The 13,330-nt window shown below is 72.3% G+C and carries 9 protein-coding genes and 1 tRNA gene; 8 read left to right on the top strand and 2 right to left on the bottom strand.

The genetic code is table 11. The features are described 5' to 3' along the window. On the top strand, positions 1–1,228 hold a 1,228-nt coding region (locus tag Acit_RS10650), incomplete at its 5' end, for a G1 family glutamic endopeptidase (protein WP_248108923.1). 50 nt (positions 1,229–1,278) lie between these two features. Here the strand turns inward: Acit_RS10650 and Acit_RS10645 are convergent. Beyond that, positions 1,279–2,391 carry an NDMA-dependent alcohol dehydrogenase gene (locus Acit_RS10645; protein ID WP_248108921.1) on the bottom strand — a complete coding sequence of 371 codons (1,113 nt, stop codon included), beginning with the start codon at positions 2,389–2,391 and terminating at the stop codon, positions 1,279–1,281. Positions 2,392–2,619: 228 nt separating this feature from the next. On the opposite strand from Acit_RS10645, the gene Acit_RS10640 reads away from it, so the two are divergent. From Acit_RS10640 to Acit_RS10630, 3 genes are all read left to right on the top strand, one after another. Then, the gene (locus Acit_RS10640) at positions 2,620–3,783 is read left to right on the top strand and encodes an amidohydrolase family protein (protein WP_248108919.1); all 1,164 of its coding nucleotides are present in this window, start codon (positions 2,620–2,622) and stop codon (positions 3,781–3,783) included. A gap of 238 nt (positions 3,784–4,021) precedes the next feature. After that, positions 4,022–5,476 (top strand): NADP-dependent isocitrate dehydrogenase, encoded by a 1,455-nt coding sequence (locus Acit_RS10635; RefSeq protein WP_248108916.1) that lies wholly within the window; start codon positions 4,022–4,024, stop codon positions 5,474–5,476. A gap of 289 nt (positions 5,477–5,765) precedes the next feature. Beyond that, positions 5,766–6,293 (top strand): hypothetical protein, encoded by a 528-nt coding sequence (locus Acit_RS10630; RefSeq protein WP_248108915.1) that lies wholly within the window; start codon positions 5,766–5,768, stop codon positions 6,291–6,293. A gap of 48 nt (positions 6,294–6,341) precedes the next feature. Here Acit_RS10630 and Acit_RS10625 read toward each other — a convergent pair. Continuing rightward, positions 6,342–6,414 (bottom strand) — tRNA-Ile (locus tag Acit_RS10625). A 53-nt stretch (positions 6,415–6,467) separates the two neighbouring features. Between Acit_RS10625 and Acit_RS10620 the strand changes: the two genes are divergently transcribed. From Acit_RS10620 to Acit_RS10605, 4 genes are all read left to right on the top strand, one after another. Next, positions 6,468–7,706, top strand: a complete 1,239-nt coding sequence (locus tag Acit_RS10620; RefSeq protein WP_248108913.1) for a saccharopine dehydrogenase family protein — start codon at positions 6,468–6,470, stop codon at positions 7,704–7,706. A 252-nt stretch (positions 7,707–7,958) separates the two neighbouring features. Next, positions 7,959–9,569 (top strand): alpha/beta hydrolase domain-containing protein, encoded by a 1,611-nt coding sequence (locus Acit_RS10615; RefSeq protein ID WP_248108911.1) that lies wholly within the window; start codon positions 7,959–7,961, stop codon positions 9,567–9,569. A 223-nt stretch (positions 9,570–9,792) separates the two neighbouring features. After that, the gene (locus tag Acit_RS10610; RefSeq protein ID WP_248108908.1) at positions 9,793–10,908 is read left to right on the top strand and encodes a GGDEF domain-containing protein; all 1,116 of its coding nucleotides are present in this window, start codon (positions 9,793–9,795) and stop codon (positions 10,906–10,908) included. Positions 10,909–10,931: 23 nt separating this feature from the next. After that, positions 10,932–13,304: a xanthine dehydrogenase family protein molybdopterin-binding subunit gene (locus Acit_RS10605; RefSeq protein ID WP_248108905.1), complete on the top strand. Its 2,373-nt coding sequence runs from the start codon at positions 10,932–10,934 to the stop codon at positions 13,302–13,304. Positions 13,305–13,330 lie beyond the last annotated feature (26 nt).

Genomic DNA, 13,330 nt, shown 5'->3' with positions numbered 1-13,330 from the left:
CGGGGACGCGTCGTTCTTCGGTTCGGCGGGGGATCTCCAGTTGGCGGCGCCGGTGGTGGGGATGGCGGCGGCCCCTGGTGGTGGGGGGTACTGGCTGGTCGCGGCCGACGGGGGGGTGTTTAGTTTCGGGGATGCCCGGTTTTTCGGGTCGGTGCCGGGGTTGCCGGCCTCGGAGCGGCCGCCGGTGGGGGTGGCGGTCGTCGGCTTGATCGCAGCACCGACTGGCGATGTGGGCCAGGGGACAGGCGCGAGCAGCGGGCAAGGTGCGGCGTCGGGAACGGGGTCGAGCCAGCAGGCTGCCAGCGGGCTTCCCCCGTTGCAGGTGGTGACCAGCGGGCTGCCTGAACCGTCGGTCGATGTCAATCCTGCCGGCGGCACCCCATTCTACGCGCCCTACCAGGCGGAGCTGGAAGCGAGCGGTGGGCAGGCGCCGTACGCCTGGCGGCTGGTCGGCGGGCAGTTCCCGCCGGGCTTGTCGCTGTCGTCGGACGGGACCATCAGCGGGGATCCGGTGGACAGTGGCACCTACACCTTCGAGGTGGAGGTCACCGACAGCGCCGTTCCCGCCGACAGCGCGCAGGCGAGCCTGAGCATCACCGATCCCCCGCTGCCCTCGGAGAACTGGGCCGGCTACGTGACGGTGGGCTCGGACCTGACGGGGGTGCGGGGGACGTTGACGGTGCCATCGCTCACCACGGCGGCCTCCCCCCCGGCCCAGCTGGGGATCTGGGTGGGGATCGACGGGTGGGGCGACAGCTCCCTGATCCAGGCCGGCGTCGCGGAGCAGCCGGACCCGAACGACCCGGGGGCGTTCGAGCTCTATGCCTGGTGGGAAGTGCTGCCGGCCCCGGCGACGCCGATCGCCTCGCTCACGGTCGCCCCGGGCGACAAGGTGACGGTGAACATCGGGGAGGTCAGCCCGGGCACGTGGCAGATCCAGCTCGTGGACGACACGAACGGTCAGCGCTTCCAGACCGACCAGTCGTACCAGGGACCGATGGCATCGGCGGAGTGGATCGTCGAGGCCCCGACCGACGCCCAAAGCGGGCAGCTCCTGCCCCTGGCGCCCTACAGCCCACCGGTGCAGTTCAGCGGGCTGGCCGTCCAAGGGACGCTTTCGGGTCGGGCGGCCATCGACCTGGTCCAAGGCGGCCAGGTCCTCGCCACTCCCTCGTCGAGCTTCAGCGACACCGGTGGGTTCACGGTGACCGCCACCGGCGCCTCCTGAGCGAGCCGGCGAAGGAGGCGCAGCTGCGGTGAGCCCGGGAGCCGGCGGGCTCAGTGCTCGTGGACGAGGACGCCCCGGATGTTCTTGCCGGCCAGGAGGTCCTCGTAGGCCTGGCCGACCTGGTCGAGTCGGTACCGGGTGGTGATGAGCTCGTCGAGCTTGAGGTGGCCGGACTTGTAGAGGGAGAGCAGGCGGGGAACGTCCTCGAAGGGGTTGCAGGACCCGAGGAGGGAGCCCTGGATGCGCTTCTCCATGACCGTCAGGTCGAAGCCGGAGATCTGGACGGTCAGGAGCTCCGCCTTGTTCACCCCCGTGAGGACCACCGTGCCACCCTTGCGGATCGCGGCGTAGGCGGCACTGACCAGCTCCTGGGTGACCAACCCGGCGGTCAAGATGGCAGCGTCGGCGCCCACGCCCCGCGTGAGCTCCTGGACGATCCGCGCTGCTTCCTCGGCGTCCCTGGCGCCGTGAGTCGCCCCCAGGCGCTTCGCGAACTCGCGTTTGTTCTCCAGGGGGTCCACCGCGACGACGTGCTCGGCCCCCGCGTGGAGGGCTCCTTGGACCGCGTTGCTCCCCACCCCTCCGACGCCGTAGACGACGACGGTGTCACCGGGCTGGACCCTGGCAGCGTGGACCGCCGACCCCCAGCCGGTGGGGACGCCGCAGCCGACCAGGGCGGCCGCCTCGAAGGGGATGTCGGGGTCGATCCGGATGACGGCGTGCTCGGAGACCACCGCCCACTGGGAGAAGGTTCCCAAGCCGAACATGCCACCGACGTCCTGATCCCCGAGGTGGAAGCGGAAGGTCTCGTCGGGCAGGCAGCCGACCATGAGCAGGGCGCCGAAGTCGCAGAGGTTGGACTGGCCCCTGGCGCAGAACCGGCACTTCCCGCAGGCCGGGATGAACGAGGTGACCACGTGGTCCCCGGGCCGAACCCGGGTCACACCCTCCCCGACGGCCTCGACCACGCCCGCACCCTCGTGGCCGCCGACGATGGGGAACCGGGGCACCATGTCGCCCTGGTGCGAGTGCTCGTCGGTGTGGCAGAGGCCCGAGGCCTCGAAACGGACCAGCACCTCGCCGACCTTCGGCGGGTCGAGGTCCAACTCGACGACCTCCCAGTCCTGGCCGGGGGCCAGCAAGGCGACTGCGTGGGTACGCATCGGACATCCCTCCCCTCGCCGGCGGCGAGGGCCCGGTGGCGGCGACCACAGCGTTCGCCCCCGGCCCTGAGCGTCGAGGTGCCACAGCCGGCGGACCCCGTCGTCGGACGTCGTATGTCGAGATGCCCAGTATCGCGCCGAAGCCGGCCTCGAGGCGATCGAGTGGCCCCTTGTCCTTCGCCACCCACTGAATAGGATTCGATTCAGGCAGAGACGAGGGGGTGGGGCATGTCGTACGCAGGCACCTTGGTGTGCGCCGATGCCGACAGCCATCTGATGGAGGTGCCGGGCTGGCTGGAACGCTTCGCGGAGCCGGGTGTGCGGGAGCGGCTGCGGGACGTCCTCGGCGGCCCGGTGGCGGGGGTGGTGGCGGAGGCCAGGCGGCGGGCCGAGGCCCGGGTGGCAGACGCTGAGGCGCGGCGCGAGGCGGAGGAACGGCTGCTCCGGGACAAGGGCTGGTCGGCCCTCGGGGCCTTCGACCCCACCGAGCGGGTCCTGGCTCTTGATCAGCTGGGGTTCGAGGCCCAGCTCGTCTTCTCGACCTTCGCCACGAGCGCCTTCCTGGGCCGGGACCTCGACCTGCTCTACGGCGGTGCGCGGGCCCACAACCGGGCCATGGCCGAGTTCTGTGCCGTCGACCGCCGGCTGCGGCCAGTGGCCTACGTGCCGCTGGCCGACCCGGTCCGGGCGGTGTCCCTCGCCGAGGAGGCCATCGGCCTTGGGTGCGCGGCGGTCATGGTGCCGTCTCGCCCGGCCGGCGACCGGTCGCCGAGCCACCCGGCGCTGGAGGGCTTTTGGGGCCTGCTGGCCGACGCCGGGGTGCCCTTCGTGCTGCACGTCGGCGGGGGAGGGCGGCTGCTGGACCCCCGGTTCCACGAGAACGGCATGCCGGTGCCCGATCACCTGGGGGGTGGGGAGAACGTCCGCTCGAAGGACTTCCTGGCCATCCCCCACTCGCCGGAGGTCTTCCTCGGTGTGCTGGTGCTCGACGGGGTCTTCGACCGCTTCCCGGGTTTGCGGGGCGGCTGCATGGAGCAGGGCGCCGGATGGGTGGTGACCTGGCTGCAGCGCTTGGAGTACGCCGTCGACAGCTTCTCCCGGACCGAGGAGCCCCTCCGGCGACTCGCCCGGCGACCGACCGAGATCGTCCGGGAGCACCTCAAGTTCACCCCGTTCCCGGGTGAACCGGTGGGGTGGATGATCGAGCAGGCCGGGGCTGAGCTGTTCCTGTTCTCCTCCGACTTCCCCCACCCCGAGGGGGGTCGGGACCCGATCGGGAAGTTCCTGGCCACCATGGAGGGCGTCGGTCCCGAGGCGCGGGAGCGCTTCTTCGTGGGCAACTTCCGAGAGCTCCTCGGCGAGGGGGCTCGGGTCGCCCGACCAGGGGCCTGAGGCCGCCGGAGCCAGCGCCGCTTCGGAGGACCGGGCGCCGAGCGGCCGAGCCCTGGCCCTGCTGGGCAACGGGGGACTCACCTATCATGGCCCCGGCGGGGGGTGACGGGGCGTTCCGAGAACCCGGCCCCTCGTGTCGGGAGTGGAACCGACGGCGACCCGGGTCCCGGGCCGCGACCCTTGCGCTGACCAGGGGTCCTGAGCGTCATCGAGCGGCGTGGTGAGGAAGGAGCACGGCATGACCACCCAGGCCAGCAGGACGGTCCCGATCACGGTCGCCTACGGCGACGGCATCGGGCCCGAGATCATGGACGCCACGCTGCGGATCATCACGTCAGGTGGAGCCGACCTGGACGTGGACGTCATCCAGATCGGCGAGGCCGTCTACAAGGCGGGCAACACGGCGGGGATCGGTCCTGAGGCCTGGGAGTCGCTCCGGCGGACGAAGGTCTTCTTGAAGGCCCCCATCACGACCCCCGAGGGAGGCGGCTACAAGAGCCTGAACGTGACGGTCCGGAAGGCCTTCGGCCTCTTCGCCAACGTCCGGCCGTGCCCGTCGTACTCGCCGTTCATCGCCACGAAGCACCCGGGCATGGACGTGGTCATCGTCCGGGAGAACGAGGAGGACCTCTACGGCGGGATCGAGCACCGCCAGACCGAGGACGTCACCCAGTGCCTGAAGCTCATCAGCCGGCCGGGAACCGAGCGGCTGATCCGGTACGCCTTCGAGTACGCCCGGCGCTACGGCCGGTCGAAGGTCACGTGCTTCACGAAGGACAACATCATGAAGATCACGGACGGCTTGTTCCACCGGGTCTTCGACGAGGTAGCGGCGGAGTACCCGGACCTGGAGTCCGAGCACTGGATCGTCGACATCGGGGCGGCCAAGCTCGCGGACACCCCCGAAGCCTTCGACGTGGTGGTGCTGCCGAACCTCTACGGCGACATCCTCTCGGACGTGGCTGCCCAGATCGCCGGCTCGGTCGGGCTCGCCGGGAGCGCCAACATCGGGAGCGAGGTCGCGATGTTCGAGGCCATCCACGGTTCCGCGCCGCGGCGGGCCGGCCAGAACGTCGCGAACCCCTCGGGCCTGCTGCTGGCCGCCGTCCAGATGCTCGTGCACATCGGGCAGGGCGACGTGGCCGAGCGGGTCCACAACGCGTGGCTCCGGACCATCGAGGACGGGGTGCACACCTACGACATCTTCGATCCCGAGGTCTCCAAGGAGAAGGTCGGCACGTCGCAGTTCGCCGACGCCGTCATCGCCCGGCTGGGCGAGGAGCCGAAGACCTTGCGGGCCGTGCACTACCCGGCGAGCGCCGAGCGGATCTCGGTGGCGGTGAAGGAGCGGCCGCCGGCGAAGAAGGAACTGGTGGGCATCGACGTTTTCGTGGACTCCCGGCAGCCGGTGGAGGAGCTGGCGAAGGTCCTCGAGGCGAACGCCGGCCCGCTGCAGCTGGTGATGATCACGAACCGTGGGCAGAAGGTCTACCCGGGCGGCATCCCCGAGACCTTCTGCGTCGACCACTGGCGCTGCCGCTTCCAGGCCCCCGACGGCACCAGCCCGGTGGCCTACGACGACGTCGTCGCCCTCCTCGGCCGCCTGGTTGCAGCCGGCCAGCCCTTCATCAAGACCGAGGGTCTTTTCACCTTCGACGGCGAGCCTGGCTTCTCGCTCGGTCAAGGGCAGTGATCGAGAGGCGGTGACCCAGGGGGTAGGGGTGTCCGTGCGGTGACGAGCGGGGCCCGCACCGACCCGGCCGACCGGTGTAGGCTCTAGGGACCGGCACCAGGCCGGCCGGCACCGGGCGGGCTCTTGGCCCGCGACGCCGGCAGGCAGCCTTTGCGCCGCGCACCGAGGGGAGTACTGTCCGGCGGCTGCGTCCAACAGGAGGGGGGCGATGCCGGGAAGTCCGCAACGGGGCTGGACGAGGTTGCTGGGTCCTGCCGTTCGGGGGCTGGCGCTCCTCGGGTCGCTGGTCGTGGCTGGCTTCGTGGGCTACCTGCTCCACCCCGGCTCTTCGTCGGTCCGGGCCGCTGCGGGGTCCGCCGGGTCGGTGTCGACGAGCAGCCATCCACAGCGGGTGGCGGCGACCGGTTCGGATGCGCCGGGGTCGTCGTCGACGGCAGCGGCAGCGTCGACCCCCCTGGTGGGGACCGGTGTCTACGTCGACGGGGGGGTCGGGACGCCCCATTACTTCGTGGTGCTCAACACCAGCACCGCATCGTCCATCGGGGGATCGGTGGACTTCGTCTACCAGGACGGGCAGACCTCGGTGGTCTTCACGTTCAGGGGAACGGTTGGGGACGATGGGACGGTGGCGACCCTGACGCCCCTCGCCGTGCCCCAGCACAGCGGTTCTGCCTCGCAGCCGCCTGGCTCGATCCCTTCGGCGCTCTCCGCCACGCTCGCTCACGGGTCGATCAGCCTCGGCGAATGCACGAGCTACCTGCACTTCGCCCCGTCAGAAGCGGCCTGCACCTTCAGCGCGTCGAGCAGCATCCAGTAGTGGCCCAGTCGCGGCGAACGAGGGCCGGGCTCGCTGGTAGGCGTCGGGTACCGGCGGCGGGGATCGAACCCGCGACCAAGGGATTATGAGTCCCCTGCTCTGACCACTGAGCTACGCCGGCGCCGGGAGCGTAGCGGCCGAGGGGCTTCCTGGAAGGCCGGTACGCTGCCCCGGATGGTCGGGGAGAGAAGCGATCGTCCCTTCGACGTGGTCGTGGCCGGAGCCAGCGGCTACGTCGGGGGGTTGGTGGCTGCCGAACTGGCGGCGGCCAGCCAGGACGGCCTGCGGGTGGCCCTGGCTGGCCGTCGGCCGGACCGCCTTGCTGCCGTGGCCGAGGCGACGCCCGGTGCCACCGGCTGGGCCCGGCTCCGGTTTGATGCCCTGGACCCCCGCAGCTGTCGGGCCGTGGCGGAGCAGGCGCGTGTCGTGGTGACGACGGTCGGGCCTTATCAGCGTCTGGGTTTTCCCCTAGCCGAGGCGTGCGCTGCGAGCGGGACGGACTACTGCGACCTCACCGGGGAGGTGCTCTTCGTCCGGCGATGCGTGGACGAGCTCCACGAGCGGGCCGTCAAGCAGGGCTGCCGGCTGGTCCACGCCTGTGGCTACGACTCGGTGCCCTCGGATCTGGCGGTCCTCCTGGCCGCGTCGGCGGCCCAAGACGAAGGGACTGGAGCGTTGGCCGAGGCCATCCTGGTCGCCCGGGCCAGGGGTGGGCTGAGCGGCGGGACCATCGACTCCTACCGGGCCCAGCTCGAGGCCCTGGCCGCCGACCCGGGGGGATGGGCGGTGGTGCTGGACCCCTACGCCCTTTCGCCGTCCCGGGCCCTCGAACCGGATCTGGGCGACCAGCCCGATCGGTGGCCGCCTCGCTGGAGTGACCTGGCCGGCGGCTGGGTCGCGCCGTTCGTCATGGCGCCTTTCAACACCCGGATCGTGCGGCGTTCCAACGCGCTTCTCGGCCACGCCTGGGGCAGGGCACTGCGCTACCAGGAGGCCACCGGCGGCCGTCCAGGGGCCACTGGCTTGGTCGAAGCCGGTGGGCTGGCGGCCGCCCAGGGCCTCGCGCTCCGGGCGTTCGAGCAGCCGCGGATCCGGCGTCTGCTCGATCGGCTCCTGCCCGCTCCAGGCCAGGGTCCCTCGGCGGCGGCGCGTCGAGCCGGCTGGTTCCGGTCCGTGCTCCATGCCCGGACCGTCACCGGGGCCCGCTACGAGTCCGTGGTCGCCGGCACGGGCGACCCGGGCTACGCCGCGACCGCCGTCATGCTCAGCGAGGCCGCCCTGGCGCTGGCCGAGGACCGGGACCGGCTGCCCGAGGCGGCCGGCGTGCTGACCCCGGCGACCGCGCTCGGTTGGGCGCTGGTCGAGCGGCTGCGACGGCGAGGCATGACTCTGGCGGTCACCCGGCGCCGCTGAAGCCCGACGCCGAGGCCGGCGGACGTCGGCACCGGACGCCGACGCTTGGCGTCGCCTCGTCTCAAGGTCGGGGAGCCACTACCTCGATTCGGCTTGCCAAAAATAGATACCTGTTTCCCTTGACGGGGGCTTGCTCCCATGTTAAGCAGATGTGGGAATCAGTCAAACCCAAGAATTGCCACAGTACGTGGGAGACAGGCAACGACGCGCGTTGTGACGGGCGCGGTGTGGCGGGGACGGCAGGAGCGGCCAATGGGCAGGGCACGAACGATCGGGGTGACCAGCTCCCTCCTCGGAGCGGGCCTGTTGTTGGCCGACTGTCAAGGGCTGCCGGGGATCACGTCGCTCCCCTCGGGCAGCACCGGGAGCGGAAGCTCGTCGGCCCTGGCCGCCGGGGGCGGTGCGTTGCCGACGGTGACGCCGATCCCGGCTGACGCCGGGGAGCACGGCTACCCCTTCGATGCCGTGCCCACCACCCCGCTCTACCCTGGCGCCCCAACGATCGACCTGGCCGCCGACGGCTACGTGCAGAAGGAGTTCTTGCTCTCGGGCACCGACGACGTCTATGGGCGCTCGGGGGCCTGGGCGTCGAACGGAGACTGGCAGGTCCCGGTGGCCGAGGCGAACGTGCTGTATACGACCAGGTTCCTGGTCCGCTACCCGACGAACCCGGCGAAGTTCAAATGGACGGTGGTGGTGGAGTGGCTGAACGACTCGACGGGAGCGGACGTCGACCCGGTGTGGGCCGAGGACGCCTCCGAGCTGCTGGCCGACGGCTACGCCTACGTGGGCGTCACGGCCCAGCGGGCGGGGATGGAGGACCTGAAGACCTGGGACCCCGAGCGGTACGGCTCGTTGGGGGACCAGAGCGACGGGCAGTCCTACGGCATCTTCACCCAAGCGGCCGAGGCGATCCGGGCCGATGCCGCCACCATCCTGGGGGGCCTCGACCCGAAGGACCTGATCGCCGCCGGGGACTCCCAATCGGCCTTCCGGTTGACCACCTACGTCAACGCCTTCGAGCCCTTGACCCACGCCTATGACGGGTTCTTGCTTGTGGGGCGGTCCGTCACGGCGGCGCCCCTCGGCAGCGGGCTGCTCTCGACCAGTCCTGCCCCGGCCTCTATCCGGAGCAACCCGGGCGCCCCGGTGTTGGAAGTGAACACGCAGGGCGACGTGGAGGAGTTCGGCGCCAGCCTGGCGTTGCAGCCCGCCACGAACGAGCTGCGGATCTGGGAAGTGGCCGGGGCCTCGCACATCGACGACCACGAGGCCAGCTTCGGAACCCCCATCGGAGGGGTCAGCCCCCTGGTGAACGGGCTCAATCAGGCCGACAACATGCCCCTCTACCAGGCCGAGCAAGCGGCTTTGGCCGACCTGCAGCGGTGGGTGACCAGCGGGGTTCCCGCTCCGGCGGAGCAGTCGCCGCTCTCAACCACCTCGGTGCTCGGTGGTGCGGTCCAGGTGGTCAACACGAACCAGTTCGGGCTGGCCTCGGGTGGCGTGGAACTACCCCAGGCCCAGGTGCCAACCGAGTACTCCTCGCCGATCAACGTCTCGACGCTGGACCTGGAAGATCTCTCGCCCCTCACGCTCTTCCAGGACCTCACGGCAGAGCTGGACTTCTTCACCGAAGGCGCCCTCCCGATCACCGACACCGCCGCACGGAACGAAGGGCTGTGCCTGCTCTCGGGCTCCTTCCTGCCCCTGCCGGCGGCCGAGTTGGCGCAGCTGTACCCCACCCACCCCGATTACGTGGCCAAGGTCACGGCTGCGGCGGAGGCCGACGAGGCCGAGGGATTCCTGACGCCCACGGACGCCGCGCAGGACATCGCCGCCGCCCAGGCCTCTTCGATTCCCTGAGCCAGGTCGGTGGCGGGAGACTCGGGTCCCGCCGGCACCCCCCGCTGGAGACCCGAGAACGGCGGCGGGCCGCCCGGCCCGGTCCGAGTGGGAGCGGACCGGTGCTGGGCGGCCCGCCCCACGTCGAGCCGGCCACCGCCGCCTGGGACCAAGCCGCTGGCGGGTGCGATCCTCAAGCAGGGGGTGCCCGACGCCGATAGGGTCTCGGAGCAGCGAGGACGGCATGGACGAGACCGGAGGCGGGCAGGGCACCGGTGGCGCCCCGGATTCCCCCCCGGTGGTGGCCACGTTGGTAGCGGCGCTGCGCAACGAGGAACTGGGCGCAGCGTTCGCGCCGGGCACCGAGGACCTGCGGGCGGCCGTGGCCCAGCGGTTGGTGGCCGCCATCCCGGCGATCCAGGCCTACGTGGCCGAGCGGACCGCCCGCCTGGACGCCGAGCTACCCGAGGAGCTGCGTCAGGCCCTCCAGGCCGACCAGGACGCCTCGGTCGAAGCGGGTACCCGGCTGCTGGCCCGCTGGGTGGCCACGGGGGAGGCGGCCGACCACGACGCCTACCAGCAGGTGGCCTTCGTGGGGCGCCGCATGGCGGCGATCGGCGGGGGGTTCGAACGGGTCCTGCGGGGCACCCTTGCCACCCTCGACGCCTTCGTGGCCGTGCTGGTCGATGCCTGCCGAGCCGAAGGAGCCTCGGAGGCCGTCGTCCGAGGACTGCGGACCGGGGCCCTGGTCGGCAACGCCCAAGCCGCCCTCCAGTCGGTCCGCCTCTTCGACGACCGGGCCCGGACCCTCGCCGAGGCCTTGCAGCGGGAGCAGGCCCGGCTGGCCGAGCTGGCCAGCGTGGACCCGGTGACCGGGACCCAGAACCGCCGGGGCCTCTACGGGTACCTCGAGCGGCTGGGCGGCGGGTCCGGGAACGGCCGGGAAGGACGAACCGTCGCCCTCTACTTCATCGACCTGGACCACTTCAAGCAGCTGAACGACCGTTACGGCCACCGGGTCGGGGACGCCGTCTTGCGGGTCAGTGCCGAGCGCCTCCGGTCCATCGCCCGCCCGACCGACTGCGTGGCCCGCTTTGGCGGGGACGAGCTGGTGGTGGCCATGGCCGACCTGCCCTCGGACCCCGCCGTGGCCCGGGACGTGGCCGCGCGGATCGTCGCTGCCCTCGGGTCGCCGATCCAGGTCGGCGGCACCCAGGTCCAGGTCAGCGCGAGCGTGGGCGTGGCGACCGCCCGAGAACCCCTCGGCAACCCCGACGTCCTGGTCAGCGTAGCCGACGACGCCATGTACGAAGCGAAACGAGCTGGCCGGAACCGCTGGCGGCTGGTGGCCTGCTCGTGAATCCGAGCCGGTAGGTTGCCGGCATGCCCGGCTCGATCCTCGGCACCCGTGTGCCCCGCCTCGAGGACCCCGACCTGTTGACCGGGGCTGCCCGCTACGTCGCCGACCTGCAGCCGGCCGGCCTGCTGCATGCCCGCTTCGTCCGCTCCAGCGAAGCCCACGGCCGCGTGCGGGCCGTCAAGACCGCCGACGCGGCCGCCATGCCCGGGGTGGTGGCGGTCTGGGGGGCGAAGGACCTCGGCCTCGCGCCCTTCCACGGCTTCATGGTCCTCAACGAGGCCTGCGCCCGGCCGCCCCTCGCCGACGACAAGGTCCGTTTCGTCGGCGAGCCGCTGGCGGTGGTCCTGGCCGAATCCGAGCAGGCCGCCGCTGACGCCGTCGAGGCGGTCGAGGTCGACATCGAGCCCCTGCCGGCCGTCGTGGACCCCGAAACCGCCCTGGACCCTGCCGCGCCCCTGCAGTTCGAGGAGCTCGGCACGAACCTGGCGGCGGGCTTCCGGGACGACGGCCAAGACCCCCTGGCCGGCGCCCACCATGTGACCCGTCTCCGCCTCCTCAACCAGCGCCTAGCCGCCGTGCCCATGGAGGGCCACGCCATCCTGGCCGCACCCGGCGAGCCTGGTGGCCCGTTCGACCTGGTGGTCGACGTCTCCACCCAGATGCCCCACGGCTTCCAGGCCCGGGCGGCCCGGGCCCTCGGGATGGCGCCCGAGCGGCTCCGGGTCCGCTGCCCGGCGGTCGGCGGGGCCTTCGGGGGCAAACCCGGGGTGGTGGCCGAGCACCTCGTGGTCATGGCCGCCGCCCGCCGCCTCGGCCGGCCGGTCCGCTGGGTGGAGACCAGGGGCGAGAACCTGCTGTCCATGCACGGCCGGGGCCAGGTCGACTACGTGGAGCTGGGCTTCGACGACCAGGCCCGGCTGGTCGGGGCCCGCATCCAGGCGGTCGGCGACGCCGGCGCCTATGCCGGCTTCGGCGGGGCCCTCGCCCTCGGCCCCACCCGCCTGATGGCCCAAGGCGTCTACCGCCTCCCCGCCCTGGCCTACTCGGCGGCTGCCGTCCTCACGAACACCACGCCGGTCGGGGCGTTCCGAGGAGCCGGTCGACCCGAGGCCTGCGAGCTCCTGGAGCGGACCATGGACCTTGCGGCGACCGAGCTCGGTCTGGACCCCGTGGAGCTGCGGCGCCGGAATCTCCTCACCCCCCAGGAGCTGCCCTGTCGGACCCTGACCGGGGCCAGCTACGACTCTGGGGACTACCCGGGCGTCCTGGCCCGGGCCCTCGAGCTGGCCGGCTACGAGGCCCTGCGAGCCGAGCAGGCCGAGCGCCGAGCCCGGGGTGACCGCCTCGCTCTCGGGATCGGGGTCTCCGTCTACGTCGAGGTCACGGCCGGGGGAGCGGGCAGCGAGCTCGGCGGGGTCCGGGTGGGGCCGGACGGCCGGGTGCAGGTGACCGTGGGGACCTCGGCCCACGGGCAGGGTCACGCCACGGCGTTTGCCATGGTGGTGGCCGACCGCCTCGGGGTCCCCCTGGAGGCCATCGAGGTGGTCCAGTCCGACACGGCCCTCGTTCCTCGCGGTGGCGGCACCGGCGGCTCCCGGAGCCTCCAGGTCGGTGGCTCCGCGGTGGCCGCGGCCTGCGAGGAGGTCCTCGGGCGGGCCCGCGAGCTGGCGGCCGCCGCCCTCGAGGCCGCCCCCGAGGACCTCGTGGTGAGCGAGGACGGCCAGCTGACGGTGGCCGGGGTGCCCAGCCGCGGCGTCTCCTGGGCCGAGCTCGCCGCCCGGGCCGAGGAGGACGGCATGCCCCTGGCCGCCCAGGTGGACCTGGTCCAGGACGAGCCGACCTTCCCCTTCGGGGCCCATGTGGCCGTCGTGGAGGTGGACCTGGACACCGGGGCGGTCCGCCCCCTGCGGCACGTGGCAGTCGACGACTGCGGGCAGGTGGTGAACCCGCTCCTCGTCGAGGGCCAACAGCACGGCGGGGCGGCCCAGGGCATCGCCCAGGCGCTCTACGAGGAAGTCGTCTACGACTCGAACGGTCAGCCCCGGACGACCGGTCTGGCCGACTACGCCATGCCCTCGGCCGCCGAACTGCCCTCCCTGGAGGTCAGCGGCACCGTCACGCCCACCCCTCGCAACCCCCTGGGCGCCAAGGGCATCGGCGAATCAGCCACCGTGGGGGCCACCCCAGCGGTCCACAACGCCGTGGTCGACGCCCTGGCGCATCTCGGGGTCCGGCACCTCGACATGCCCTGCACCCCCGAGCGGGTCTGGCGGGCCATCCAGGCGGCCCGCGCCGGCACGTTGCCGCCCCTCTGGCAGGACCCCCCGGCGGCCCTCGCCAGCCTGCCGCCCCGGAGCCGGGCGGGACGACCAGAGGCGGCCGACACCGACATCTGAGCATCTGCGGGATCCGGCCCACGGCC

Source organism: Aciditerrimonas ferrireducens (genome assembly GCF_023130475.1).
Taxonomy (GTDB): Bacteria; Actinomycetota; Acidimicrobiia; order Acidimicrobiales; family UBA8190; genus Aciditerrimonas; species Aciditerrimonas ferrireducens.
The sequence above is the reverse complement of the archived record's forward strand: the minus strand, read 5'-3'. Positions and strand labels throughout refer to the sequence as shown.

What these genes read in the sequence shown, in the direction of transcription:
- Acit_RS10640 (WP_248108919.1), top strand. Translation starts at nt 2,620, where the DNA reads ATGTCGTACGCAGGCACCTTGGTGTGCGCCGATGCCGACAGCCATCTG.
- Acit_RS10645 (WP_248108921.1), bottom strand. Translation starts at nt 2,391, where the DNA reads ATGCGTACCCACGCAGTCGCCTTGCTGGCCCCCGGCCAGGACTGGGAG.
- Acit_RS10635 (WP_248108916.1), top strand. Translation starts at nt 4,022, where the DNA reads ATGACCACCCAGGCCAGCAGGACGGTCCCGATCACGGTCGCCTACGGC.
- Acit_RS10610 (WP_248108908.1), top strand. Translation starts at nt 9,793, where the DNA reads ATGGACGAGACCGGAGGCGGGCAGGGCACCGGTGGCGCCCCGGATTCC.
- Acit_RS10605 (WP_248108905.1), top strand. Translation starts at nt 10,932, where the DNA reads ATGCCCGGCTCGATCCTCGGCACCCGTGTGCCCCGCCTCGAGGACCCC.
- Acit_RS10620 (WP_248108913.1), top strand. Translation starts at nt 6,468, where the DNA reads ATGGTCGGGGAGAGAAGCGATCGTCCCTTCGACGTGGTCGTGGCCGGA.
- Acit_RS10615 (WP_248108911.1), top strand. Translation starts at nt 7,959, where the DNA reads ATGGGCAGGGCACGAACGATCGGGGTGACCAGCTCCCTCCTCGGAGCG.